Source organism: Halomonas chromatireducens, assembly GCF_001545155.1.
Lineage (GTDB): Bacteria > Pseudomonadota > Gammaproteobacteria > Pseudomonadales > Halomonadaceae > Halomonas > Halomonas chromatireducens.
Window position 1 is genome coordinate 432,708 of record NZ_CP014226.1, and the last position, 21,548, is coordinate 454,255.

21 protein-coding genes are annotated in these 21,548 nt (G+C 61.6%); 12 read left to right on the plus strand and 9 right to left on the minus strand.

All coding sequences use genetic code 11. From position 1 onward, the window contains the following. The first annotated feature begins 23 nt into the window (after positions 1-23). The 5 genes from rpmI to ihfA all read left to right on the plus strand — a co-directional run bounded on the left by rpmI (position 24) and on the right by ihfA (position 4,613). Positions 24-218, plus strand: a complete 195-nt coding sequence (gene rpmI, locus LOKO_RS02095) for a 50S ribosomal protein L35 (protein ID WP_043517630.1) — start codon at positions 24-26, stop codon at positions 216-218. A 37-nt stretch (positions 219-255) separates the two neighbouring features. Further along, positions 256-609 (plus strand): 50S ribosomal protein L20, encoded by a 354-nt coding sequence (rplT, locus tag LOKO_RS02100; RefSeq protein ID WP_043517631.1) that lies wholly within the window; start codon positions 256-258, stop codon positions 607-609. Positions 610-761: 152 nt separating this feature from the next. Continuing rightward, positions 762-1,781: a phenylalanine--tRNA ligase subunit alpha gene (gene pheS, locus LOKO_RS02105; protein ID WP_066444450.1), complete on the plus strand. Its 1,020-nt coding sequence runs from the start codon at positions 762-764 to the stop codon at positions 1,779-1,781. Between the two features lie 43 nt (positions 1,782-1,824). Next, entirely contained in the window at positions 1,825-4,206 is a 2,382-nt protein-coding gene (gene pheT, locus LOKO_RS02110) for a phenylalanine--tRNA ligase subunit beta (protein WP_066444452.1), read from the plus strand. 101 nt (positions 4,207-4,307) lie between these two features. Continuing rightward, positions 4,308-4,613 (plus strand): integration host factor subunit alpha, encoded by a 306-nt coding sequence (ihfA, locus tag LOKO_RS02115; protein ID WP_043517633.1) that lies wholly within the window; start codon positions 4,308-4,310, stop codon positions 4,611-4,613. Between the two features lie 53 nt (positions 4,614-4,666). Here the strand turns inward: ihfA and LOKO_RS02120 are convergent, their stop codons facing one another. Then, positions 4,667-4,873 (minus strand): DUF2788 domain-containing protein, encoded by a 207-nt coding sequence (locus tag LOKO_RS02120; protein ID WP_066444454.1) that lies wholly within the window; start codon positions 4,871-4,873, stop codon positions 4,667-4,669. Positions 4,874-5,014: 141 nt separating this feature from the next. Between LOKO_RS02120 and LOKO_RS02125 the strand changes: the two genes are divergently transcribed. Continuing rightward, positions 5,015-5,479 (plus strand): flavodoxin domain-containing protein, encoded by a 465-nt coding sequence (locus LOKO_RS02125; protein ID WP_066444457.1) that lies wholly within the window; start codon positions 5,015-5,017, stop codon positions 5,477-5,479. Beyond that, positions 5,479-5,850: a hypothetical protein gene (locus LOKO_RS02130; protein WP_066444461.1), complete on the plus strand. Its 372-nt coding sequence runs from the start codon at positions 5,479-5,481 to the stop codon at positions 5,848-5,850. Before LOKO_RS02125 ends, LOKO_RS02130 begins: the two co-directional genes overlap by 1 nt. A gap of 555 nt (positions 5,851-6,405) precedes the next feature. Here the strand turns inward: LOKO_RS02130 and ppnN are convergent. Continuing rightward, positions 6,406-7,770 carry a nucleotide 5'-monophosphate nucleosidase PpnN gene (gene ppnN / locus LOKO_RS02135; protein WP_066444464.1) on the minus strand — a complete coding sequence of 455 codons (1,365 nt, stop codon included), beginning with the start codon at positions 7,768-7,770 and terminating at the stop codon, positions 6,406-6,408. A gap of 178 nt (positions 7,771-7,948) precedes the next feature. Here ppnN and LOKO_RS02140 point away from each other — a divergent pair, with 178 nt between their 5' ends. Beyond that, complete coding sequence (locus tag LOKO_RS02140; RefSeq protein ID WP_066444468.1) at positions 7,949-8,863, plus strand: LysR family transcriptional regulator; 915 nt, start codon at positions 7,949-7,951, stop codon at positions 8,861-8,863. 78 nt (positions 8,864-8,941) lie between these two features. Here LOKO_RS02140 and gcvP read toward each other — a convergent pair whose 3' ends face one another. Together gcvP and gcvH are read right to left on the minus strand one after the other, a co-directional pair. Continuing rightward, a complete protein-coding gene (gene gcvP, locus LOKO_RS02145) occupies positions 8,942-11,836 on the minus strand; it encodes an aminomethyl-transferring glycine dehydrogenase (RefSeq protein ID WP_066444471.1) in 2,895 nt (964 codons plus the stop codon). 64 nt (positions 11,837-11,900) lie between these two features. After that, complete coding sequence (gcvH, locus tag LOKO_RS02150) at positions 11,901-12,290, minus strand: glycine cleavage system protein GcvH (RefSeq protein ID WP_066444477.1); 390 nt, start codon at positions 12,288-12,290, stop codon at positions 11,901-11,903. A 538-nt stretch (positions 12,291-12,828) separates the two neighbouring features. On the opposite strand from gcvH, the gene LOKO_RS02155 reads away from it, so the two are divergent. Beyond that, positions 12,829-14,235: an alanine/glycine:cation symporter family protein gene (locus LOKO_RS02155; RefSeq protein WP_066444479.1), complete on the plus strand. Its 1,407-nt coding sequence runs from the start codon at positions 12,829-12,831 to the stop codon at positions 14,233-14,235. Between the two features lie 107 nt (positions 14,236-14,342). After that, entirely contained in the window at positions 14,343-15,455 is a 1,113-nt protein-coding gene (gcvT, locus tag LOKO_RS02160; protein ID WP_066444481.1) for a glycine cleavage system aminomethyltransferase GcvT, read from the plus strand. A 68-nt stretch (positions 15,456-15,523) separates the two neighbouring features. Here the strand turns inward: gcvT and LOKO_RS02165 are convergent, their stop codons facing one another. The 4 genes from LOKO_RS02165 to LOKO_RS02180 all read right to left on the minus strand — a co-directional run bounded on the left by LOKO_RS02165 (position 15,524) and on the right by LOKO_RS02180 (position 18,901). Then, positions 15,524-16,150, minus strand: a complete 627-nt coding sequence (locus tag LOKO_RS02165) for an alpha-ketoglutarate-dependent dioxygenase AlkB family protein (protein ID WP_066444482.1) — start codon at positions 16,148-16,150, stop codon at positions 15,524-15,526. A 7-nt stretch (positions 16,151-16,157) separates the two neighbouring features. Then, on the minus strand, positions 16,158-17,111 hold the full coding sequence (locus tag LOKO_RS02170; RefSeq protein ID WP_083517386.1) for a M23 family metallopeptidase: 954 nt from the start codon (positions 17,109-17,111) through the stop codon (positions 16,158-16,160). Next, a complete protein-coding gene (locus tag LOKO_RS02175) occupies positions 17,060-17,929 on the minus strand; it encodes an acyltransferase (RefSeq protein ID WP_066444487.1) in 870 nt (289 codons plus the stop codon). The genes LOKO_RS02170 and LOKO_RS02175 overlap by 52 nt, the downstream gene beginning before the upstream one ends. Positions 17,930-18,007: 78 nt before the next feature. Beyond that, positions 18,008-18,901 carry a LysR family transcriptional regulator gene (locus LOKO_RS02180; protein WP_066452175.1) on the minus strand — a complete coding sequence of 298 codons (894 nt, stop codon included), beginning with the start codon at positions 18,899-18,901 and terminating at the stop codon, positions 18,008-18,010. A gap of 124 nt (positions 18,902-19,025) precedes the next feature. Here LOKO_RS02180 and LOKO_RS02185 point away from each other — a divergent pair, with 124 nt between their 5' ends. Further along, positions 19,026-19,724 carry a CoA transferase subunit A gene (locus LOKO_RS02185; RefSeq protein ID WP_066444489.1) on the plus strand — a complete coding sequence of 233 codons (699 nt, stop codon included), beginning with the start codon at positions 19,026-19,028 and terminating at the stop codon, positions 19,722-19,724. Positions 19,725-19,799: 75 nt separating this feature from the next. Next, positions 19,800-20,462: a CoA transferase subunit B gene (locus tag LOKO_RS02190; RefSeq protein ID WP_066444491.1), complete on the plus strand. Its 663-nt coding sequence runs from the start codon at positions 19,800-19,802 to the stop codon at positions 20,460-20,462. Positions 20,463-20,656: 194 nt separating this feature from the next. On the opposite strand, the gene LOKO_RS02195 is transcribed toward LOKO_RS02190, so the two are convergent. Next, positions 20,657-21,406: a VOC family protein gene (locus LOKO_RS02195; protein WP_335339200.1), complete on the minus strand. Its 750-nt coding sequence runs from the start codon at positions 21,404-21,406 to the stop codon at positions 20,657-20,659. Positions 21,407-21,548 lie beyond the last annotated feature (142 nt).

Here is a 21,548-nt window from a genome sequence, read left to right on the forward strand (position 1 = left end):
AAACTCGAGCGGAGAATTGACTCATGCCGAAGATCAAGACCAATAGTGGCGCTGCCAAGCGCTTCAAGAAGACTGCCAATGGCTTCAAGCACAAGCAGTCTTACCGTAGCCACATCCTGACCAAGAAGTCGACCAAGCGTAAGCGTCATCTGCGTGGCACCAAGCTTATCCACGACGCCGACAAGGCCCTCGTTCAGCGCATGTTGCCGAACCTGTAAGCCTCTGCTTGTTCTATTTTAACGTCAGGAGAAAGCTATGACTCGTGTCAAGCGTGGTGTCGTCGCTCGTCGTCGTCACAAGAAAGTACTGAAGCTGGCCAAGGGCTACTATGGCGCTCGTTCACGCGTATTCCGCGTGGCCAAGCAGGCCGTCATCAAGGCAGGCCAGTATGCCTATCGTGACCGTCGCAACCGCAAGCGTCAGTTCCGTGCCCTGTGGATCCAGCGTATCAACGCGGGTGCGCGCCAGCACGGCATGTCCTATAGCCGTTTCGTCGGTGGCCTGAAAAAGGCTGGTATAGAGATCGACCGCAAGGTGTTGGCCGATCTGGCTGTTCACGAGAAGGCTGCCTTTGCTGCCATCGTCGAGAAGGCCAAGGCTGCCCAGTAAGCGATTCCGACCGATGGCGTCGGGCCGGCGTTGGCCGGTCTCCTTCAACGCCAGACCGTCGCAGGGGAAGAGCAGCCGCTCTTCCCCTGTTTTTTTGTCGATCGAAACACGACGTTTTTTCAGACAAGATCAACGATTTCGGAGCTCAACGGATGGACCACCTTCCCACACTGGTCACCGAGGCCCGTCAAGCCATCCAGGCCGCCGACAGCATTGCGGCGCTCGATGAGCTGCGCGTGCGCTATCTCGGCAAAAAGGGCGAGATTACCGCTCAACTGAAGGGGCTGGGTAAGCTGCCGGCCGATGAGCGTCCCGCGGCAGGCGAACGTATCAACCAGGCCAAGCAGGCACTGGCCCAGGAGCTGGACGAGCGGCGGCAGGCCTTGTCGAAGGCGGCGCTGGAGGCGCAGCTGGCCGCCGAGCGCATCGACGTGACGCTGCCCGGTCGTGGCCAGCCAAGCGGAGGCCTGCATCCCGTGACGCTCACCCTGGAGCGAATTGAAGGTCTGTTCACTCGCATCGGCTATGACGTCGCCGTGGGGCCGGAAATCGAGGACGACTACCACAACTTCGAAGCGCTCAACATTCCCGCTCACCACCCCGCGCGGGGCATGGCCGATACTTTCTACTTCGATGCCAGCCGACTACTGCGCACTCACACCTCGCCGGTCCAGGTGCGCACCATGAAGGAGCAGGCGCCGCCGATTCGCATTGTCTGCCCAGGGCGGGTCTATCGCAGCGATTCCGATCTGACCCACACGCCAATGTTTCATCAGGTGGAGGGGCTGCTGGTCGACGAGGATGTCAGCTTTGCCGATCTCAAGGGCACCATCGAGGACTTCCTGCACGCCTTTTTCGAGCGTGATGATCTCTCGGTCCGTTTCCGGCCTTCCTACTTCCCGTTCACCGAGCCCTCGGCCGAAGTCGATATCCAGTGCGTCATGTGCAGCGGTGATGGCTGTCGCGTCTGCTCCCATAGTGGATGGCTGGAAGTCATGGGCTGCGGCATGGTGCATCCGGAGGTGTTCCGCCATTCCGGCATCGATTCGGAGCGCTACAAGGGCTTCGCCTTCGGCATGGGAGCCGAGCGCCTGGCCATGCTGCGCTACGGCGTCAATGACCTGCGGCTGTTCTTCGAGAACGATCTGCGCTTTCTGCGCCAGTTCGCCTGACCGTGCGACGTTACATGAACTTCGGCAGAACACAGGATAAGTCATGAAATTTTCCGAACAGTGGCTGCGCGAGTGGGTCTCGCCGCAGCTGGGCGTTCAGGCGCTGGCCGACCAGATCACCATGGCCGGCCTTGAAGTGGATGCCATCGAGCCGGTAGCGGCGCTCTTCAGCGGCGTGGTCATCGCCGAGGTGGTGGCAAAGGTGCCGCATCCGGATGCCGACAAGCTCAATGTCTGTCAGGTGCTGGATGGTAGCGGTGAGCCGGTCCAGGTGGTGTGTGGCGCAGCCAACGTGGCGGTCGGGCAGAAGGTGCCCTTTGCCCGCGTCGGCGCCGTGCTGCCCGGTGACTTTACGATCCGTCAGGCCAAGCTTCGGGGCGTGGAGTCCCGCGGCATGATCTGCTCCGCCTCGGAGCTGGGCCTGGAGGAGGAGACTTCGCCGGGAATTCTCGAGTTGCCGCTGGAGGCGCCGGCGGGGGAGGATTTCCGTGCCTGGATGGGCCTTGACGACAACACCATCGAAGTGGACCTGACGCCAAATCGCGGGGACTGCCTGAGCCTGAAGGGACTGGCGCGGGAAGTGGGCGTACTCAACCGGCTGCCGGTGGTTTCACCAAGCGTCATGCCCGTTCCGGCGACCCATGACGATACGTTCCCGGTTCGTGTCGAAGATGCCGAGCGCTGCCCACGCTACATCGGGCGCTTGATCAAGGGTGTCGACGTCACGACCGCCACGCCGCTGTGGATGGTCGAGCGACTGCGCCGCAGTGGCGTGCGCTCCATCGATCCGGTGGTCGACATTACCAACTACGTGATGCTCGAGCTGGGCCAGCCTCTGCATGCCTTCGACCGTGCCAACCTGCATGACGGTGTGGTCGTGCGCCTGGCCCGTGAGGGTGAGCGGCTGGTGCTGCTCGATGGGCAGGAGATTACCCTGAGCGCGTCGACCCTGGTGATTGCCGATGAGCGTGGGCCCCTGGCCATAGCCGGGGTGATGGGCGGTGAGGACTCGGGCGTCAGTACCGCAACGCAGGATATTTTCCTGGAGGCGGCCTACTTCTCGCCCCTGGCCGTGGCCGGACAGGCGCGCGCCTATGGCCTGCACACCGATGCGTCGCACCGCTTCGAGCGGGGCGTCGATCCGCAATTGACGGTGGACGCCATCGAGCGCGCCACGGCCCTGCTGCTGCAGATCACCGGCGGCGAGCCGGGGCCGCTGGTCGACGCGACAAGCCAGGCGCAACTGCCCGGCGAGCGTGAAGTGACGCTGCGCTCTTCACGCCTCGAGCAGGCGCTGGTCAAGGCGTTGCCGGAGGAGGAGGTGACCGACATCCTCGTGCGGCTGGGGATGACGGTCGATATCACCGAGTCTGGCTGGCAGGCGCGAGTGCCGAGCTGGCGTTTCGACATTTCCATCGAAGAGGACCTGATCGAGGAGATCGCGCGGATTCATGGCTACAACCGACTCCCGGTGCGCCGTCCTTCCGCACGATTGGCGCTGCGCCCGGACCATGAGGCGCGCACCCCGCTGGCTCGCCTGCGTCGGCAGATGGTGGCCCGAGGGTATCAGGAGGCGGTGACCTACAGCTTCGTGGCACCTGAGCTGCAGCAGGCAATGCTGCCCGACGTCGTATCTCCCAGGTTGGCGAACCCCATCTCCAGCGACCTCTCGGTGATGCGGGCGAGCCTGTTCCCCGGGCTGGTGCGAGCCCTGGAGCATAACCTCAACCGCCAACAGAGCCGTGTGCGGTTGTTCGAGGCAGGACTGGTCTTTCGTGGGGATCTAGACGACCTTCAGCAAACGCCAATGCTTGGAGCGCTGGTCTGTGGTTCCCGCGAGCCCGAGGGCTGGGCCGGCGGTCGTGAAAAGGTCGACTTCTTCGACCTGAAGGGCGACCTGGAAAGCCTGATTGCCATGGGCGGGGAGGCCGATGCCTGGCGCTTCGAACCGGGCGAGCACCCTTCGCTGCACCCTGGCCAGAGCGCGCGCATTCTCTATCGCGGCGAGGCAGTCGGTTGGATTGGTGCGTTGCATCCGGGGGTCAAGGCTGCGCTGGGCCTCAAGACCGATGCACTACTCTTCGAGGTGCGGCAGGATGCTCTGGTACGTGGTGTACTGCCGGCATTCGTGCCCCTGTCGCGCCATCCGGAAGTGCGTCGTGACCTGGCTTTCCTGATCAAGGAGGAGCAACCGGTTCAGGCGCTGCTCGACTGCGTGCGGGAAAAGGCCGGTCAGTGGCTCGAGGAACTGCGCCTTTTCGATGTCTACCAGGGCAAGGGGGTAACAGAAGGGTACAAGAGCATCGCCTTGGGCTTGACCTGGCAGCATCCTTCGCGCACGCTGAATGACGAGGAAATCAATCAGTTGGTCGATGCCATTGTCGCCGAATCGCATCAACACCTGGGGGCCGAGCTACGCGGTTGACTATTCCGGCAATGACCGGAGTCGTGTGTTCACGTGGCTTGCGACACAAGTAATGATGAATGACCGGTGACGGGCTGGACCGCCACTCTGAAGGAGTAGACATGGGAGCGTTGACCAAGGCGGAACTGGCCGAACACCTTCATGCCGAGTTGGGGTTGACCAAGCGGGAAGCCAAGTCGATGGTGGAGGCCTTCTTCGAGGAAATACGAGCCTGTTTGCGGGAGAACGAGCAGGTCAAGTTGTCGGGTTTCGGCAATTTCGACCTGCGCGACAAACGCGAACGCCCGGGGCGAAACCCCAAGACGGGCGAGGAAATTCCTATTTCTGCTCGCCGCGTGGTGACGTTTCGGCCCGGCCAGAAGCTGAAGAGCCAGGTTGAGCGCTTCGAAGGGCCCCTGCCCAGTTGAAGTGTCATGACCCGATGCCGCCCCTGTGGGTTGCATCGGGTCGTTCTGGATCGTTAGACGCTACCGCGTTCTATGAGCCAGGTGATAACCACTTTCAGTAGATAGCCGAGAATGCCGGCGCCTAACACCACGAACAGCATGATGGTGCCGAATCGCCCGGCCTGGGATTGCTTGGCCAGATCCCAGATGATGAAGCTCATGAACAGGACCAGGCCACCGATCATGATCGGCGTGATCCAGGCTTCGAAGGTCTGCAGCATGTCGCCTCCTTGGCATAAAATCCGACTATTATACTCGGACATTCCCCCGGCTGCATGCGGCCCCATGTCGCTAGCGTGACGGTTTCTGAGCCGTTCGAGCTATGCTAATATCCGACCAAAATACTCAGGTATACCCTCGACATGCCAATGCTGAAGATCCTTGTAGGAACCATGTATGGTGGCGCGCTCGATGTCGCCGAACAGGTCAAGCCGCTATTCGAGTCGGCCGGCTATGAGGTGGACATCCTCGAACAGCCGACCGTCTCGGACTTGACCGATTCCCCCACCGATCTTGCGCTTTTCTGCGTCTCCACCACCGGTAGCGGTGACTTTCCCGGCAACTTCGTCCCTTTCGCCCGTGGTCTCGATGAGCAGAGCCCAGGGCTTACTGACTTACGTTACGGCGTGATTGCGCTGGGTGACAGTTCCTACGGTGATACCTTCTGCGGTGCCGGCCGGCAGCTGGATGAGATGCTCCAGGGGCTGGGAGCCAACCGTTTGGGAGAGCGCCTGGAAATCGATGCCATGGAAACGTTCATGGCCGATGATGCGGCGATCCCCTGGGTGGAAGAGTGGATCGATGCCCAGCGGCTGAAGGTGGCCTGATGAACGCCTCGCCGACAGCCGAGCGGCTGAGCGTCATGCTGGGCCTGCTGGTGCTGATGCTCTCCACCATACCGCGCTACCTGGCGGGTGGGCACGACAATCGCCTGACCATGATCACGCTCGCCCTGGTCGTTGTTGCGGCCGTGACGGTGGTGCACTGGCGCATGCTGGAAGCGAGCGAGCGACGTCGCCTGCCGATGCTGCTCAAGCGCTTTGGTGCCTCGCTGCTTGCCGGCCTGGGGCTGATGGGCGCCTGGCACGCCCTGATGACCGACTGGATCAGCTGGCAGCTGTTCATCGCCCACGCCGCCACGGCTGGGTTGCTGATGCACGTTCTGTGGCTGCTGTGGCGCCCGGCGGAGTCTCGGTAGGCGTCGTTGACAATAATGAATCCGCCGAGGCGACTGGCGCGACGCGGAGTCGGAGCGCCGAACCGAGCGCTCCAACAGCGATTCTTGCCACCGACGGTGCCACGCCGTTGTTGGAGTATCTTCAGATCACGACTGGAGGCCGAAGGCCTCCCGGCGGTGTTGCCAATGCTGGTGATTGCCGCCAACGCTGGCAGCCTCCGCCGGGGCGCCTGGCGGCGCCAGTCGCGATGGGAACCAGCGCTCCAACAGCTGTTTTTTCCTGCCGTGGTGATGACCGCCAAGGCGCCAGTCGCGACGCGGAGTCGGAGCGCCGAACCGAGCGCTCCAGCAGCGATTCTATCCACCGGCGGTGCCACGCCGTTGTTGGAGTATCTTCAGATCACGACTGGAGGCCGCAGGCCTCCCGGCGGTGTTGCCAATGCTGGTGATTGCCGCCAGCGTTGGCAGCTTCCTCCGAGGGGCCTTTCGGCGCCAGTCGCGATGGGAACCAACGCTCCAACAGCTGTTTTTTCCTGCCTCGGCAACGACCGCCGGGGCGCCTGGTGGCGCCAGTCCCTATACCAGCCGGTAGCAGGGCTCGTAATCGCGACCCGGTGGCTTCATCCGCCCCTGTGCAACAAAGGACCCCAGCAGCTCGTCGAGCCGCCGCATCAGTTCCGGTTCTGCGTGCAGAGAGAAGGGGCCTTTCGCCTCGATGGCGCGAATTCCGTTCTCCTTGACGTTTCCAGCGACGATACCGGAAAACGCTCGGCGCAGGTTGGCGGCAAGTTCGTGGACTGGTTGGTTCCTGTGCAACGCTAAGCTGCCCATGGCTTCGTGGGTCGGCTCGAAGGTTTCCTGAAAGTCGCGGGCAATGGTCAGGCGCCAGTTATAGTGATAGGCGTCCTGATGTTCACGGCGAAAGTTTGTGACGTCGTCGATACCTTCGCGCATGATACGGGCCACTTCGGTGGGGTCGTCGACGATGATGCGGTACTTGGAACGCACTTGCTCGCCCAGGGTATAGACCAGAAATTCGTCGATACGCTTGAAATAGTCTGAGGCGCTGGCGGGACCGGTGAAGATGACCGGCATGCGCATGTTGGCATTGTCTGGATGAAGCAGAATGCCTAGCAAATATAGGATTTCCTCGGCGGTGCCGACCCCGCCGGGGAACACGATGATACCGTGGCCGAGGCGAATGAAGGCTTCAAGGCGCTTCTCGATGTCTGGCATCACCACCAGTTCATTGACCAGCGGGTTGGGGGCCTCGGCGGCAATGATGCCCGGCTCGGAAATACCGAGATAACGGCCGTCCTGGATACGCTGCTTGGCATGGGCCAGGTTGGCGCCTTTCATCGGCCCCTTCATGGCGCCGGGCCCGCAGCCAGTGCAGATGTCCAGCTCACGCAGCCCCAGGTGGTAGCCCACGTCCTTGGTGTATTCATACTCTTCGCGGGCGATGGAATGGCCGCCCCAGCATACAACGATACTCGGGTCCCGCCCCGGTTTCAGGGTGCCGGCCTTGCGCAGAATGTGGAACACGGCGTTGGTTGTCCCTTCGGCCGTGGTCAGGTCGAAGCGGGAATGGTGCTGGATTTCGTTATAGACATAGACGATATCGCGCAAAACTGAGGAGAGGTGCCCACGAATGCCGCGAATCATCTTGCCATCGACGAAGGCTTCAGCCGGAGCGTTGGTCACCTTGAGGCGAATGCCGCGGTCTTGCTGTATCACCTCGATATCGAAGTCGTGGTAGGTTTCCATCAGCACCAGGCTGTCGTCCGTCATGTTGCCGGAACTGAGCACCGCCAGGGCGCAGCGGCGCAGCAGATCATGGAGGCCTGCCTTGGACGTGTCGCGTAGCCGGTTGACTTCATGTTGGGAAAGTACTTCCAGGCTGCCCAGAGGGGAAACGGTGCTGGAGATGGTGTCGGGCATGGAACGGTCCTTGTCAGGTCAGGTTGGCGGACGATCTCGGGGGAGCAAGGCCGCCGGATAGGGTCTGGTTAATCTTCGAATCCTACCATGAGCTTGCCCAGGGCGCAGCGCTGCGCGGCTTGAGCGGTACTGGTAGAATGGCGGCTATCAGGCCCTGGCCGCATCGCAAGCGAAGCCCATGTTCAACGCTCAATATTTCCGTACCTTCATCACACTGGTAGAGACCGGCAGCTTCACTCGCACGGCCGAACGGCTTGAGATGACCCAGCCTGGCGTCAGCCAGCACGTGCGAAAGCTTGAACACTATCTCGACAAGTCGTTGCTGGAGCGTCACGGCCGCCGCTTCGCGCTGACCGAGGCCGGTCGGCGCGCCTATGATTACGGCCTTCGCCTGTTCACCGAGCATGAGCAGTTCCGACACTCGCTGGACGATGAGGCCCTGGATACCGGGGAATGCCGGATAGGCTCGCCGGGTAGTGTCGGGCTGATGCTGTACCCCTATATTCTTGGGCAGCAGCAGATGTACCCGGGCCTGACGGTCAGCTACAGCTTCGCCTTCAGTCATGAGATCGTTGCCGATGTGCTGGCCGGCCGGCACGACCTGGGCATCATTACTGAACCGGTTCGACATCCTGAGCTGGATTGTTCGCAATGGCACCAGGAGCCGCTTTGCCTGGTTGTCCCCGCCGATTTTGCCGGGACAACGCTTAGCGAACTGATGGGCATCGGCTTCATCAACTACTCCGACGGCGTCAACCATGCCGGCGCGCTGCTGCGCAGCAACTTTCCCGATGAGTTCCGTTCAATGAGCCAGTTTCGCCGTCAGGGCTTTACCAATGAGGTAGCCATGGTGCTGGATGCAGTGGCTCGTGGGCTCGGCTTTACGGTGGTCTCGCGCCTGGTACTCGAGACCTCTCCCTGGCAGCGGCAGGTCAAGGAGCTCGATCTTCCGGTGGTGGAGCATGAATCCCTGCACCTGGTCACCCGCACCAGTAGCCGGGTCCCCCGTCGTTATGAGCGTCTGCTGGAGGGGTTTCGCGAACAGCGGTTGCGGGAGCGCTTTGGATACAGCGATGGGGCGCCGGCCATTTGACGCATCGGAAGCACCGTGACTGGAACGCAATCGACCCGCCGCTGGCGGGTCGATTGCGTAAGGGCAGGAATTCTCCAGTCAGTCACGATACTCGTCGATGCTGGGGCAGGAGCAGATCAGCTGCCGATCGCCGAAGACGTTATCGACGCGGTTGACCGCCGGCCATACCTTGGCGGCCTTGACTGCGTCGGAGGGAAAGGCGCCGAGCTCTCGGGCATAGGGGCGATCCCAGGCGTCGTCCATCAGGTCGGCCATGGTATGTGGCGCGTTGACGAGCGGGTTGTCATTCGCCGGCCACTCGCCAGCTTCCACCGCCGCGATCTCCTTGCGAATGCTGATCATGGCATCGCAGAAGCGATCGATCTCGTAGCGAGACTCCGACTCGGTGGGTTCGACCATCAGGGTGCCGGGCACCGGGAAGGACATGGTCGGGGCGTGAAATCCGTAGTCCATGAGCCGCTTGGCGATATCCTCCTCGCTGATGCCGGAGGTCGCCTTGAGCGTGCGGATGTCGATGATGCATTCGTGTGCCACGGTGCCGTTGACGCCACGGTACAGCACCGGATAGTGCGCCTCGAGGCGCCTGGCGACATAGTTGGCGTTGAGGATGGCCAGCTCGGTGGCTTCGCGCAGGCCGCGGGCGCCCATCATTTTGATATAGGCCCATGAGATCGGCAGGATCGATGCGCTGCCGAATGCCGCCGCCGAGACGGCGCCGCAGTCGGCATTGACGCCTGCGATCGGCGTGACCACGTGGTTGGAGACGTAGGGCGCCAGGTGCGCCTTGACCCCAATGGGGCCCATGCCAGGCCCGCCGCCACCGTGGGGGATGCAGAAGGTCTTGTGCAGGTTCAGGTGCGAGACGTCGCCACCGAAGTCGCCGGGGCGGGACAGGCCAACTTGGGCGTTCATGTTGGCGCCGTCGATATATACCTGACCACCGTGCTGATGGACGATTGAACAGGCTTCCCGCACCCCTTCCTCGAATACGCCATGCGTTGAGGGATAGGTCAGCATGATCGCCGAGAGAGCATCGCTATGCTGGGCGGCCTTGGCGCGCAGGTCGTCGAGGTCGATGTTGCCGTTGCTGTCGCACTCGACTACCACCACTTTCATGTGGGCCATGGCGGCAGAGGCGGGGTTGGTGCCGTGGGCCGAGCTGGGTATCAGGCAGATGTCGCGATGCCCTTGTCCCTCGGCCTGCTGGTAGCGGCGGATTGCAACCAGTCCGGCATATTCGCCCTGGGCACCGGAATTGGGCTGCATTGAAATATGCTCATAGCCGGTGATTTCGACCAGGAAGGCGGCCAGCTCATCGATCATCTGCTGGTAGCCGGCCACCTGGTTGCGCGGGGCGAACGGGTGGATCTGTCCGAATTCCGGCCAGGTGACGGGGATCATCTCGCTGGTCGCATTCAGCTTCATGGTGCAGGAGCCCAGCGGGATCATCGCATGGGTGAGCGACAGGTCCTTATTCTCCAGTCGCTTGAGGTAGCGAAGCATCTCGGTCTCGCTGCGGTAGCGCTGGAAGGTCGGGTGATCGAGAAAGCCCGACTCGCGGCGGCAGGCGGCAGGAATACCTGTCTTGCCTGAATTGACCACGGTCTCATCCAGTGCGGAGACCGACATGCCGTGTTCCTCGCCGAGGATGACATCGAAGAGGGTGTCGAGATCGTGGGCGGTCGTGGTCTCGTCGAGACTGACGCCGATGTCGCCATTGTCGAAATAGCGCAGGTTGATCTCGTGGGTCATGGCCCGGCCGTGAATCTTGCCGGCATCGACGCCGGTCAGGCGCAGGGTGTCGAACCAGCTGTCGTGGGCAAGCTTTACGCCCTTGCTGGCCACGCCCTCGGCGAGAATAGTGGTCAGGCGATGAATGCGCGTGGCGATGGTGGTGAGCCCCTCGGCGCCATGGTAGACGGCGTAGAAGCCTGCCATGTTGGCCAGCAGGGCCTGGGCGGTACAGATGTTGGAGGTGGCCTTCTCGCGACGGATGTGCTGCTCGCGGGTCTGCATCGCCATGCGCAGGGCGGTGTTGCCACGGGAGTCCCTGGAGACGCCGATGATGCGCCCCGGGATCGAGCGCTTGAGCTTGTCCGTGGTGGCAAAGAAGGCGGCATGGGGGCCGCCGAAGCCCATGGGTACGCCGAAGCGCTGGCTGCTGCCCACCACGATATCGGCGCCCAGGGCGCCCGGCTCCTTGAGCAGCACCAGGCTCATGATGTCGGCGGCCACGCAGGTCATCACGCCCTTCTCTCGCGCCGTGGCGAGCAGTGGCGCCAGATCGCGGACCTCGCCACTTTGCCCCGGGTACTGGAGCAGGGCGCCGAAGACGTCGTGTTCGGCAAGACTGTCTACGGCGTCGACGATCAGCTGGAAGCCGAAGTAATGGGCGCGGGTGCGCACCACGTCCAGGGTCTGCGGCAGCACGTCGTCGGCGACGAAGAAGGCGTTGCTCTTCGACTTCTTGTTGGCGCGCTGGCACAGCGCCATGGCTTCGGCCGCCGCAGTGGCTTCATCCAGCAGTGAGGCGTTGGCCAGCTCCATGCCGGTGAGGTCCATCACCATCTGCTGAAAATTGAGCAACCCTTCGAGACGGCCCTGGGCGATCTCCGGCTGGTAAGGGGTGTAGGCCGTGTACCAGCCAGGGTTCTCGAGAACATTGCGCTGTATTACAGCAGGGACATGGGTGTTGTAGTAGCCTTGGCCGATGTATGTCTTGAAGACCTTGTTCTGGCGGGCCAGGCGCTTCAGGTAGTCCAGCGCCTCGGCCTCGCTGCGGGGCGGATCCAGATCCAGCTCTCTCCCCAGTCGAATATCCGCCGGCACCGTGCGCTCGATCAGGGCGTCCAGGCTTTCCATTTCCAGTGACGCCAGCATGGCGGCGATGTCATCGGTACCGGGTCCGTTGTGGCGTCGGATGAAGGCGTCGTGATCGGCCAGTTCGGCCAGGCGGCGATTGTCAAAAGCCATGGAGCACCCTGTCGATAGAAAGTAATGAGCCCGGCCACCGTGGGCCGGGTGATAGCAGCGGGGATCAATCTTCGGCGGTAATCGCCTGGTAGGCGTCGGCGTCGAGCAGGTCGTCGAGGCTGGCGGTATCTTCCATACGCACTTTCATGATCCAGCCACCCTCGTAGGGCGTCTCGTTGATCGTCTCCGGCGAGTCTTCCAGCGCCTCGTTGACTTCGATGATCTCGCCAGTCACCGGTGCATAGAGGTCTGAGGCGGCCTTTACCGACTCGATCACTCCAAACTCGTCGCCCTTAGCCAGATTGCGTCCTACGTCGGGGAGCTCTACGAATACCACGTCTCCCAGGGCTTCCTGGGCATGGTCGGTGATGCCGATGGTGACAGTGCCGTCGCCATTGTCCAGCACCCATTCATGGCTGTCGTTGTAGCGCAGATTGGCGGGAATCGTGCTCATGATGGTTTTCCTATACGAAAAAGGTTTCTGAACAGTTGAATGCTAACGCCATTGACGGCGTTTGGCGAGTCCCTGTGCCTGGCTGGTTCAACGGTGTTGATGCGTGTTCCAGCAGGTTGGTGGGAGAGCAGTACGAGCCGGCGGCGGCACGCATCTCCGCTATGTCAGGTTACTACCGCTGCTGATACCAGTCGATTCTCCTGTTAGACAGTTCCTTCTGCGCTCACTAGCCTTTAGCCAGGCCTGCGCGAGACGATGCCACGGCTGCGCGTGACTGGAGTGCCGAGGTGGGAGAGAGTAGATGCTTGTTTCCGATACGAAACACGCGTTACGCTTTCACGCCAGCGCAAGCTCTGACTTGGAAAGTGGACTCTTCGATGGGGTGGCATTTTGACGGTGGATTCCGCTATGGTACGCCGGTTTGTGTCGCTGATCGTTCGAGTAAGTTGGTAGTGGCAAGATTAACGTTGGTGCCGGTGCATTCGGGTCGTGCATTGGCAGCCCCAACAACACATCCATACAACAGAGGGAAGCGTGCGTGGAAACGTTGACAGCACTATTTACGGCCATCAACAGCGTGGTGTGGGGCCCGCTGATGCTGATTCTCCTGCTGGGCGTCGGCTTGTACCTACAGCTTGGCCTGAAATTCATGCCTATCCGCAAGCTGGGCATCGGTTTCAAGCTGATGTGGCAGGGGCGTGAGGCCAAGCCGGCACCGGGCGACAAGAAGCGAGTGGAAGAGGAGGGTGAGATATCTCCCTTCAATGCTTTGATGACGGCGCTTTCGGCTACGATCGGCACGGGGAATATCGCCGGTGTGGCAACCGCAATCGCCCTGGGTGGGCCTGGGGCGATCTTCTGGATGTGGATCACGGCACTGGTGGGCATGGCAACCAAGTTTGCGGAAGCGGTGCTGGCGGTGCGCTTTCGTGAGACTGACAGTACCGGCTATCACGTCGGTGGGCCGATGTTCTACATCAAGAATGGCCTCGGCAAGAAGTGGCTTTGGCTGGGCGGCGCCTTTGCCTTCTTCGGCGCCGTCGCTGCCTTCGGGATCGGTAACACCGTGCAGTCCAACTCCGTCGCGGATGCCCTGGATTCCACCTTCAATATCCCGCACTGGCTGACAGGTGTGGTGATCATGGTTCTGGCCGGGGCGGTCATCCTGGGCGGCATCAAGCGTATCGCCAAGGTGGCGGGCAAGCTGGTGCCGATCATGGGCATCCTCTATATCCTGGCGGGGTTGCTCGTCCTGATCGTCAATGCCGGTCAGATCGGTGAAGCCTTCGGACTGATCTTCTACTATGCCTTCAACCCCCATGCAGCGGCGGGCGGCTTTGCCGGGGCAGCCGTGATGGCAGCCATCCGCTTTGGTGTGGCGCGAGGCATCTTCTCCAACGAGGCTGGCCTGGGTAGTGCGCCTATCGCCCATGCCGCCGCCAAGACCAAGAACCCTGTCCGCCAGGGCTTGATCGCCATGTTGGGTACCTTCATCGATACTATCATCGTCTGTACCATCACGGCGCTGGTGATCCTGACGTCCACAGTGTGGATCGATGGTGAGCAGGGCGCTTCACTGACGGCGCTTTCCTTCGATGCGGCCCTGCCGGGCTTTGGCAACCAGGTCGTCTCGGTGGCGCTGGCAGTATTTGCCTTCACCACCATCTTGGGATGGTCCTTCTATGGTGAAAAGTGCTTCCAGTTCCTGTTCGGGACCCGGTCGATCATGCTCTATCGCACACTGTTCGTGCTTGCCATTCCCCTGGGGGCAATGGCGCAGTTGGGCTTCATCTGGCTGATGGCTGATACCTTCAACGCCATGATGGCGATTCCCAACCTGATTGCCCTGGCACTGCTCTCGCCGGTGGTATTCAAGGTGACCCGGGACTATTTCGATGGCAAGGAGGTCCTGCCGGGCGAGGATCTCGATCACGGCCAGCGTTGATTTCGGGAACCGGCAATTCGATAGGCGTCCACTGGGCGCCTTTGCTACCGCTGAAACCCGCGTTCGGATATTTCGTCCACCACCTATCACTACCCGAGGACTTCCGCATGAGCGATCTCAAGCACACGCCGCTTCATGGCCTTCATCTTGAGCTGGGGGGGAAGATGGTTCCCTTTGCCGGCTATGACATGCCGGTGCAGTACCCACTCGGTGTCAAGAAGGAGCATGAGCATACCCGGGCGGCCTGTGGTCTGTTTGACGTTTCTCACATGGGGCAGGTGCTGCTGCACGGCCCCCGGCCAGCGGAGGCGCTGGAGACCCTCGTCTGTGCGGATATCGTCGGGTTGCCCGAGGGGATGCAGCGCTACGCACTCTTCACCGGGCAGGAGGGCGGCATCCTCGACGACCTGATGGTAGCCAATGTCGGAGACCATCTTTATCTCGTGGTCAATGCGGCCTGCAAGGATCAGGATATTGCCCTGCTCGAGATCGGGCTGGATGCCGAGCATCGGGTCGAGGTCCTCGACCGTGGTCTGCTGGCGCTTCAAGGCCCCCAGGCCGCGAGTGTCATGCAGCGACTGTGCCCCCCGGCCTGCGAGATGGTCTTCATGCAGCATGGACGTTTCCAGATCGATGATATTCCTGTCTGGGTCAGTCGTAGCGGCTATACCGGAGAGGACGGCTTCGAGATTTCGGTGGCGGCAGACCAGGCCGAGGCGCTGGCCCGTCGCCTGCTAGCCGAAGACGAGGTGGAGGCAATCGGCCTTGGCGCCCGGGACTCCCTGCGCCTGGAAGCCGGGCTCTGCCTCTATGGGCATGACATCGATACCGAGACCACGCCGGTGGAAGCGGGGCTCATCTGGGCGATCGGCAAGCCGCGTCGGCGTGGTGGCGAGCGCCAGGGTGGTTTTCCTGGCGCCGACCTGATCCTGCACCAGGTCGAAAAGAAGGATCACCAGCGCAAGCGGGTGGGCTTGCTTGGCGATGGACGTGCTCCTGTACGTGAGGGTGCCGAGCTGTTCAGCAGTGATGATATTTCGATTGGCGTGGTTACCTCCGGCGGATTCGGCCCCAGCGTTGGCCAGCCCGTGGCCATGGGTTACGTCACCATCGAGAACGCAGAGATCGGCACAACCGTCTACGCCGAGGTGCGTGGCAAGCGCCTGCCGATGACGGTGAGCAAGATGCCGTTCGTGGAGCCGGGGTATTTCCGCGGTTGATTTTATACCGTTAACTCCTTGCCAGGATGATGCTCATTCATCCTGTCCTGAGGCGGTGACTGGGACCGTTAGTCACGGCGGGAGTTTGGCCAGATCCAGCGAAAGGTAAGGCTTATCCTGAGTCCGGGAATCCTGCGGGGTAACAGTGCATGCTGTAGTTGACGCTGAACTCCAGGTCCCATTAGAAGGAGGCTGTCATGGGGCAGCCAGACGTTGAACGCTACGCCTGAGCCCTGGCGCCAGCGCATGCGCAACGGGCGCTCGGCGCCCAGGCTGACGGCGGCTATCAGCGGGTCAGGGCCAAGCTCGGGCTCGTCGTCGCTGTGCCAGCCCATGCGCTCCTCGCCATCGGCGTAACGGTTGAGCAGGACGCTGTTGAACCTGGCGGCCACACCGGCAGTGGCCAATCGTTCGACGACGGCGTCACGGATGCCGGCAACATCGGTATGCCATGGCACGGGTTGGAAACCCTGCCCCGAATAGCGGTAATACGCTTCGCCATCGCCCATCCACACTTGTCTCCGGGGGATCGGGTGTTCGCGACCGTAGAGTCGCAGGCGAGGCTGTTCCCATGCCAATTCGCTGTCCAGCCGGGACAAGGTCTCGCTCGCTGTCGGCTCGCCGAGCAGGCAAGGGAAGCGCTGCAATAGCGGCGAGCGCAACAGGGTGTCACCACGATCAGCGTCGAGTTTCATCATGAACTCAGCGCAACACTCGGCGCGGATCGATCGGCTTGCCTCCCAGGCGCAGGTCGAATAGCAGGTCGTATCGCTCGGTGCTGTTGCTGTAACCGACCTCGCACAGTGGCGTACCACGGCTGATCCGGGCGCCATCGTCTACCAGGATAGAATCGCAAAGGGCGTAGACGCTTTGCAGGTTGTCGGCATGGTGCACGATGACGACCCGGCCTAGTTGGCGCATGCTGCCAGCGAAACGGACATCGCCATCGGCCACTGCCTTTGCCTTGGCGCCACTGCCGGTGGCGAGTAGCATCGGTTGCAGTGTGCCGCGGCTGTCGCTGCCAAAGGGACGAACGACCCGGTAGTCCTCCAGTGGCCATGGCCAGTTGCGAGCGGAGCTGGGTAGCGAACTGGTGTCGGTCGCAGGTGGCGTGGAGCGGGTCGCATTGCTGCTGGCACTGGAGCCGGCCCCACTCTGCGGACGGCTCGCAGCGGCTGGTGCCGAGCGGGCAGGTCCTCCCTGCAAGGGCACCTGAATCACCTGTCCCACCCTCAGCCGCGTGGGCTCGATGCCGGGGTTGGCCGATTGAATCCGGGCAGACGTGGTGGAGAAGCGTCGGGCGATGCCGGAATAGGTGTCGCCGGGACGTACCTGGTAGCGGTAGGGGCCACCGGAAGGTGCGCGCTCCTGTTGCGTCGGTACCAGCAGCCGCTGTCCTACCGCCAGCCGATTGGGGTTGGCATCCGGGTTGAAACGCTGCAATCGGGCCAACGGCACATCCGCCCGGGCCGCGATGCTTCCCAGGGTATCGCCACGTTGCACAGTGACCCAGCTCCCGGCGATGCCAGGATCGCCACTGCGCTGCACGTCGCCGCTGCTACCGCTGCTGGCACAGCCGGCCAGCCACAGCAGAATGGCGAGTGTCAGCGCGAGTCGAGCGCTTCGTCCTTTTCCTGCCAGAGGGCATTGAGCCATGAGTGGAAGCGCTCCTTATAGTGCGGGTCGTCGTAATAGCTGCCTTCCAGCATCCAGGCGGGTACGTCAAGGCGGCGTGCCTCGACCTGGATCGGCCCTTCTCGGCCGCACAGGAACCCCCAGAAGGTCGGGTTGGGGTTCTGGTAGCGCAGAGTGAAGTCAAGTATGCCGCTGAGTCGGTCGCCGAGCAGGTTGAGCACCTGGGCGATGCCCCCGGCCTTGGGCCTGAGCAGGTGTCGAAAGGGACTATTCTGCAGGTCGCGTTTGGCTGGCGTAAATCGCGTACCTTCAACGAAATTGAAGATGGCAATCGGCATTTCGCGAGCCCGCTCGCACATGCGCTCCGTCGCCTCTCGATCGATGCGGGCGAGCTGCGGCTTGCGTTCCAGTTGTTGCTTGCTATAGCGGCGCATGAACGGGTATTCCAACGCCCACCAGGCGAGACCCACGATAGGTACCCAGATCAACTGCTGCTTGAGAAAGAAGCGGGGCATGGGAATGCGCCGATGCAGCCCCATCAGTAGCATGAAGATGTCGGTCCAGCTACGATGGTTCGACAGCACCAGCCACCACTGGTCCCTGGCCAGCCCCTCTGGCAGATTCATGCTCACCTGGGGCTTCAGCCAATGGCGCATCCACCACAGGTTGAAGCCGATCCAGTTGAGTGCCACGCCATTGAGCCCACGGAGGATGAGCCGCCGGAGAGGGCGCCCGGGGGTAATCAGCTTTAGGGCAGTCAGCAGAACCAGGGGAACCCCCCAGAACAGGGTGCTGAGAATAAGCAGTAGCACGCTGACGATCCCCTTCAGGGTCGACATGCCTCACTCCTTGCATCGAATTCATGACAGCCGCTCATGCTAATAGATCGAGGGTGGGCTGCCCAGCGCTACCTGCTGTTACGGACCGGTTCGCTGAAGCGTTGATCCAAGAACATCATAAAGTGCGCGGGCAGCGGTGGAGAGTTCCTGGCCGGCCCCGATGACCACGCCGACGGTTCGCCGTATCTGCGGGTCGTGCAGCGGAATGCAGCGGGCACCCAGCTCGTGCATCTGCTCCCGGCAGAGGGTAGGTACGGCACTGACCCCGAGCCCGCTGGCGACCATCCGTCCCACCGTTGCCAACTGGTGGCTTTCGAAGGCAACGGGTAGTTCGGTCCCGCGCAGTAGCAGGGCCTGCTCCATCAGGATCCTTACCATGGAGGGGCGCTGCAGGGTAATGAAGTCGTAGGCGAGCAGGGCCTTCCAGTCGATAGCCCCGGCATCCACCAGCGGTGAATCGGGCGGCACAACGGCGACAAAGGTATCGTCGAAGAGAGGCAGGAAGTCGACCCCCTCGCTGGTTTCCGGTTCGAAAGCGACGCCGAGCTCGACCTGCTGCCGGCGAACCATCTCGATGACTTGCTCGTTGATGACATCATGTACGGTCACGTTGACCCGCGGGAACTGCTCGCGGAAGACGCGCAGGGCATGAGGCAGTCGGTTGCAGGCGATAGAGGGCATGGCGGCAACCGCCACGCGGCCCAGCTGCAGCGTGAAACGCTGACGGAGCAGTTCCTCGGCGTTGTCCCAGTCGGTTAGCAGCCGCTTGGCCATGGGCAGGAGTGTCTCGCCCTCGGGTGTCAGGCGTACGCTTCGGGTGTTGCGAATCAGCAGCGCGCCGCCCAGCGTCTCCTCCAGTCCCTTGATGGCCAGGCTCAAAGCCGGCTGGGATAGATGAAGGCGCTCGCAGGCCTGGGTGAAGCTTAGCGTCTGGGCAACGGCTTGGAAGGCGCGAAGCTGCTTGATAGTCATGGGCATGATTTATTTGCCATACCGATTAATTGATAAAAAAAACAAACTTAACAAATATATTCGTCGGGTCAACACTGATCAGGTACTGTCACTCTTTCATCCCACAACAAGACGAGGCTTCGCGATGGCCGGATTCGACAAGCGCGTATATTCCTACGAAGAGGCAATGCAAGGCATCGAAAGCGGTATGACCGTGATCGCTGGCGGATTCGGTCTGTGCGGCATTCCGGAGAACCTGATCGCCGAGATCAAACGCCGTGGCGTCAAGGACCTCACCGTGGTCTCCAATAACTGCGGGGTCGACGGGTTTGGCCTCGGGCTACTGCTGGAAGATCGTCAGATCAGCAAGATCTATGCGTCATACGTGGGCGAGAATGCCATGTTCGAGCAGCAGATGCTCAAGAACGAAATTGAGGTCGTGCTGACGCCCCAGGGCACCCTGGCCGAGCGCATGCGCGCCGGTGGCGCTGGCATTCCCGCCTTCTACACCGCCACGGGCTATGGGACGCCAATCGGCGAGGGCAAGGAGGTGCGCGAGTTCAACGGCCGCCACTATATTCTTGAAGAGGGAATTGTCGGCGACTTCGCCATCGTCAAGGGCTGGAAGGCCGACCGCTACGGCAATGTGGTCTACCGTCATACGGCTCAGAACTTCAATCCCATGGCCGCCACTGCCGGCAAGATCACCGTGGTTGAAGTGGAAGAGATCGTCGAGCCGGGGGAGCTGGAGCCCAGTCAGATCCACACGCCCGGGATTTACGTCGACCGGATCATCCAGGGCTCATTCGAGAAGCGCATCGAGAAGCGCACCGTTCGCGACTGAACCGCGACTTTCCATGGATTCGATTCGAGCCTTCCGGCCTGACCGAAGTGGCTCACAACGACAAGAGGCAAGAAGATGGCACTGACTCGCGAACAGATGGCACAGCGCGTGGCACGCGAACTCCAGGACGGCTTTTATGTCAACCTGGGCATTGGCATTCCCACGCTGGTGGCCAATTACATTCCCGATGGTATCGACGTCATGCTCCAGTCCGAGAATGGGCTGCTGGGCATGGGCCGCTTCCCAACCGAGCAGGAAGTCGACCCGGACATGATCAATGCCGGCAAGCAGACCGTGACGGCACGCCCTGGCGCCGCGATCTTCTCTTCCGCGGAGTCCTTTGCAATGATCCGCGGCGGCCATGTGGACCTGACCGTTCTCGGTGCATTCGAGGTCGATCAGGAGGGCAATATCGCCTCCTGGATGGTTCCTGGCAAGCTGATCAAGGGCATGGGTGGCGCCATGGATCTGGTTGCTGGTGCAGAGAATATCATCTGTACCATGACACATGCGTCCAAGCACGGTGAGTCCAAGCTGCTGGAGAAGTGCACCCTGCCATTGACCGGTGCAGGCTGCATCAACCGGGTATTGACCGACTTGGCCTATATGGAGATCGAGAACGGGGCCTTTATCCTCAAGGAACGGGCGCCGGGCGTCAGCGTGGAAGAGATCGTCGAGAAGACAGCGGGCAAGCTGGTGGTGCCTGAACACGTACCTGAGATGACGTTTGACGACTGATTCCTGTCAAGCGCTACCTTGATGAAGCCTGGGCCGTGATGCCCGGGCTTTTTTCTGGGAGCCATCCGGCAAGGTTACAAGAGATGATGGTTTTGTGACCAGTTCGTATGAGCCCTTCTGGTTTCTGGGTAGCAAGGTCTTGCAACCTTGTCTTTCACAGTGTTATCCACAGTTTTTGTGGATAAGCGTGAGCTTCAAGAAATTTCGCAGCGGGTATGGTGCGGTAGCAAAAGCTCGACGGCTCGTTCATGGTCGCCGCTCAGACGCTTTTGCATCAGGGCCAGGCCCCCCTGGGGAATACGGTGTTCATCGCCGTCGGCGAAAGCGATTCGTCGTGAACAGGTGGGATAGAAGCGATAATTGAGCAGTGGCGAGATAGGGAAGAGACCATGTTGTCGATCCTCGCTACCGTTCAGCCCGGCCTCCTTGAGGGCTTCGTCGAGGCTGTCGATTTCTCGCCCGATATGCTCGCAGTCGTATCCAGCATGGTGCATGCATGGACCCATGACAGATAGCCAGCCGGCCAGCGGATGGGCATCACAAAGCATGCGATAACTGGACCAGTCGGGCATCGCCCAGGGACGACCGCGCGTCAAAAGGTTCTGCCCGCGGGTATCCTGAGGATGCGTATTGGCGACGAGATCGGCGAGTCGGGCCCTGGGTTCACGCGATAGTGTTCCCATCTGCAGCTCAGCCAGTATCAGCCATGGACCGTCATCGGGCGGGGCCAGCAGGGTGACCAACAGGCCACGGTCCGCCATGGCATAGCGTTGGATGGGACGAAAGCCGAGATGTCCAAGGGTGGGCAAGAGATCGGCAGAAGCAAAGGGCGCTTGATTCAGCGTCAGTATCGCCAGGTATTCGGCTGAGGTGCTGGTGGGCCACAGGCGCAGGGCCCCTACCTCCGTATTCTGGTGGATATAGTCCAGCCAAAGCTGTTGCAAGAACTCTTCCCGCTGCATCGTTGCCGTTCCTTGTCTCCTGAGGCGCCTGTCACAGTACGCTTGGCGTCAGTATAGGTGCTGCCGGCAATTGGCTTTCAACGCAGAAAGAGCGCTCAACGAAGTAAGGACGCTATGGGGAGCT

Excerpts from the sequence above, each read along its gene's own strand:
- rpmI (WP_043517630.1), top strand. The coding sequence starts at position 24 with ATGCCGAAGATCAAGACCAATAGTGGCGCTGCCAAGCGCTTCAAGAAG.
- rplT (WP_043517631.1), top strand. The coding sequence starts at position 256 with ATGACTCGTGTCAAGCGTGGTGTCGTCGCTCGTCGTCGTCACAAGAAA.
- pheS (WP_066444450.1), top strand. The coding sequence starts at position 762 with ATGGACCACCTTCCCACACTGGTCACCGAGGCCCGTCAAGCCATCCAG.
- pheT (WP_066444452.1), top strand. The coding sequence starts at position 1,825 with ATGAAATTTTCCGAACAGTGGCTGCGCGAGTGGGTCTCGCCGCAGCTG.
- ihfA (WP_043517633.1), top strand. The coding sequence starts at position 4,308 with ATGGGAGCGTTGACCAAGGCGGAACTGGCCGAACACCTTCATGCCGAG.
- LOKO_RS02120 (WP_066444454.1), bottom strand. The coding sequence starts at position 4,873 with ATGCTGCAGACCTTCGAAGCCTGGATCACGCCGATCATGATCGGTGGC.
- LOKO_RS02125 (WP_066444457.1), top strand. The coding sequence starts at position 5,015 with ATGCCAATGCTGAAGATCCTTGTAGGAACCATGTATGGTGGCGCGCTC.
- LOKO_RS02130 (WP_066444461.1), top strand. The coding sequence starts at position 5,479 with ATGAACGCCTCGCCGACAGCCGAGCGGCTGAGCGTCATGCTGGGCCTG.
- ppnN (WP_066444464.1), bottom strand. The coding sequence starts at position 7,770 with ATGCCCGACACCATCTCCAGCACCGTTTCCCCTCTGGGCAGCCTGGAA.
- LOKO_RS02140 (WP_066444468.1), top strand. The coding sequence starts at position 7,949 with ATGTTCAACGCTCAATATTTCCGTACCTTCATCACACTGGTAGAGACC.
- gcvP (WP_066444471.1), bottom strand. The coding sequence starts at position 11,836 with ATGGCTTTTGACAATCGCCGCCTGGCCGAACTGGCCGATCACGACGCC.
- gcvH (WP_066444477.1), bottom strand. The coding sequence starts at position 12,290 with ATGAGCACGATTCCCGCCAATCTGCGCTACAACGACAGCCATGAATGG.
- gcvT (WP_066444481.1), top strand. The coding sequence starts at position 14,343 with ATGAGCGATCTCAAGCACACGCCGCTTCATGGCCTTCATCTTGAGCTG.
- LOKO_RS02165 (WP_066444482.1), bottom strand. The coding sequence starts at position 16,150 with ATGAAACTCGACGCTGATCGTGGTGACACCCTGTTGCGCTCGCCGCTA.
- LOKO_RS02170 (WP_083517386.1), bottom strand. The coding sequence starts at position 17,111 with ATGGCTCAATGCCCTCTGGCAGGAAAAGGACGAAGCGCTCGACTCGCG.
- LOKO_RS02175 (WP_066444487.1), bottom strand. The coding sequence starts at position 17,929 with ATGTCGACCCTGAAGGGGATCGTCAGCGTGCTACTGCTTATTCTCAGC.
- LOKO_RS02180 (WP_066452175.1), bottom strand. The coding sequence starts at position 18,901 with ATGACTATCAAGCAGCTTCGCGCCTTCCAAGCCGTTGCCCAGACGCTA.
- LOKO_RS02185 (WP_066444489.1), top strand. The coding sequence starts at position 19,026 with ATGGCCGGATTCGACAAGCGCGTATATTCCTACGAAGAGGCAATGCAA.
- LOKO_RS02190 (WP_066444491.1), top strand. The coding sequence starts at position 19,800 with ATGGCACTGACTCGCGAACAGATGGCACAGCGCGTGGCACGCGAACTC.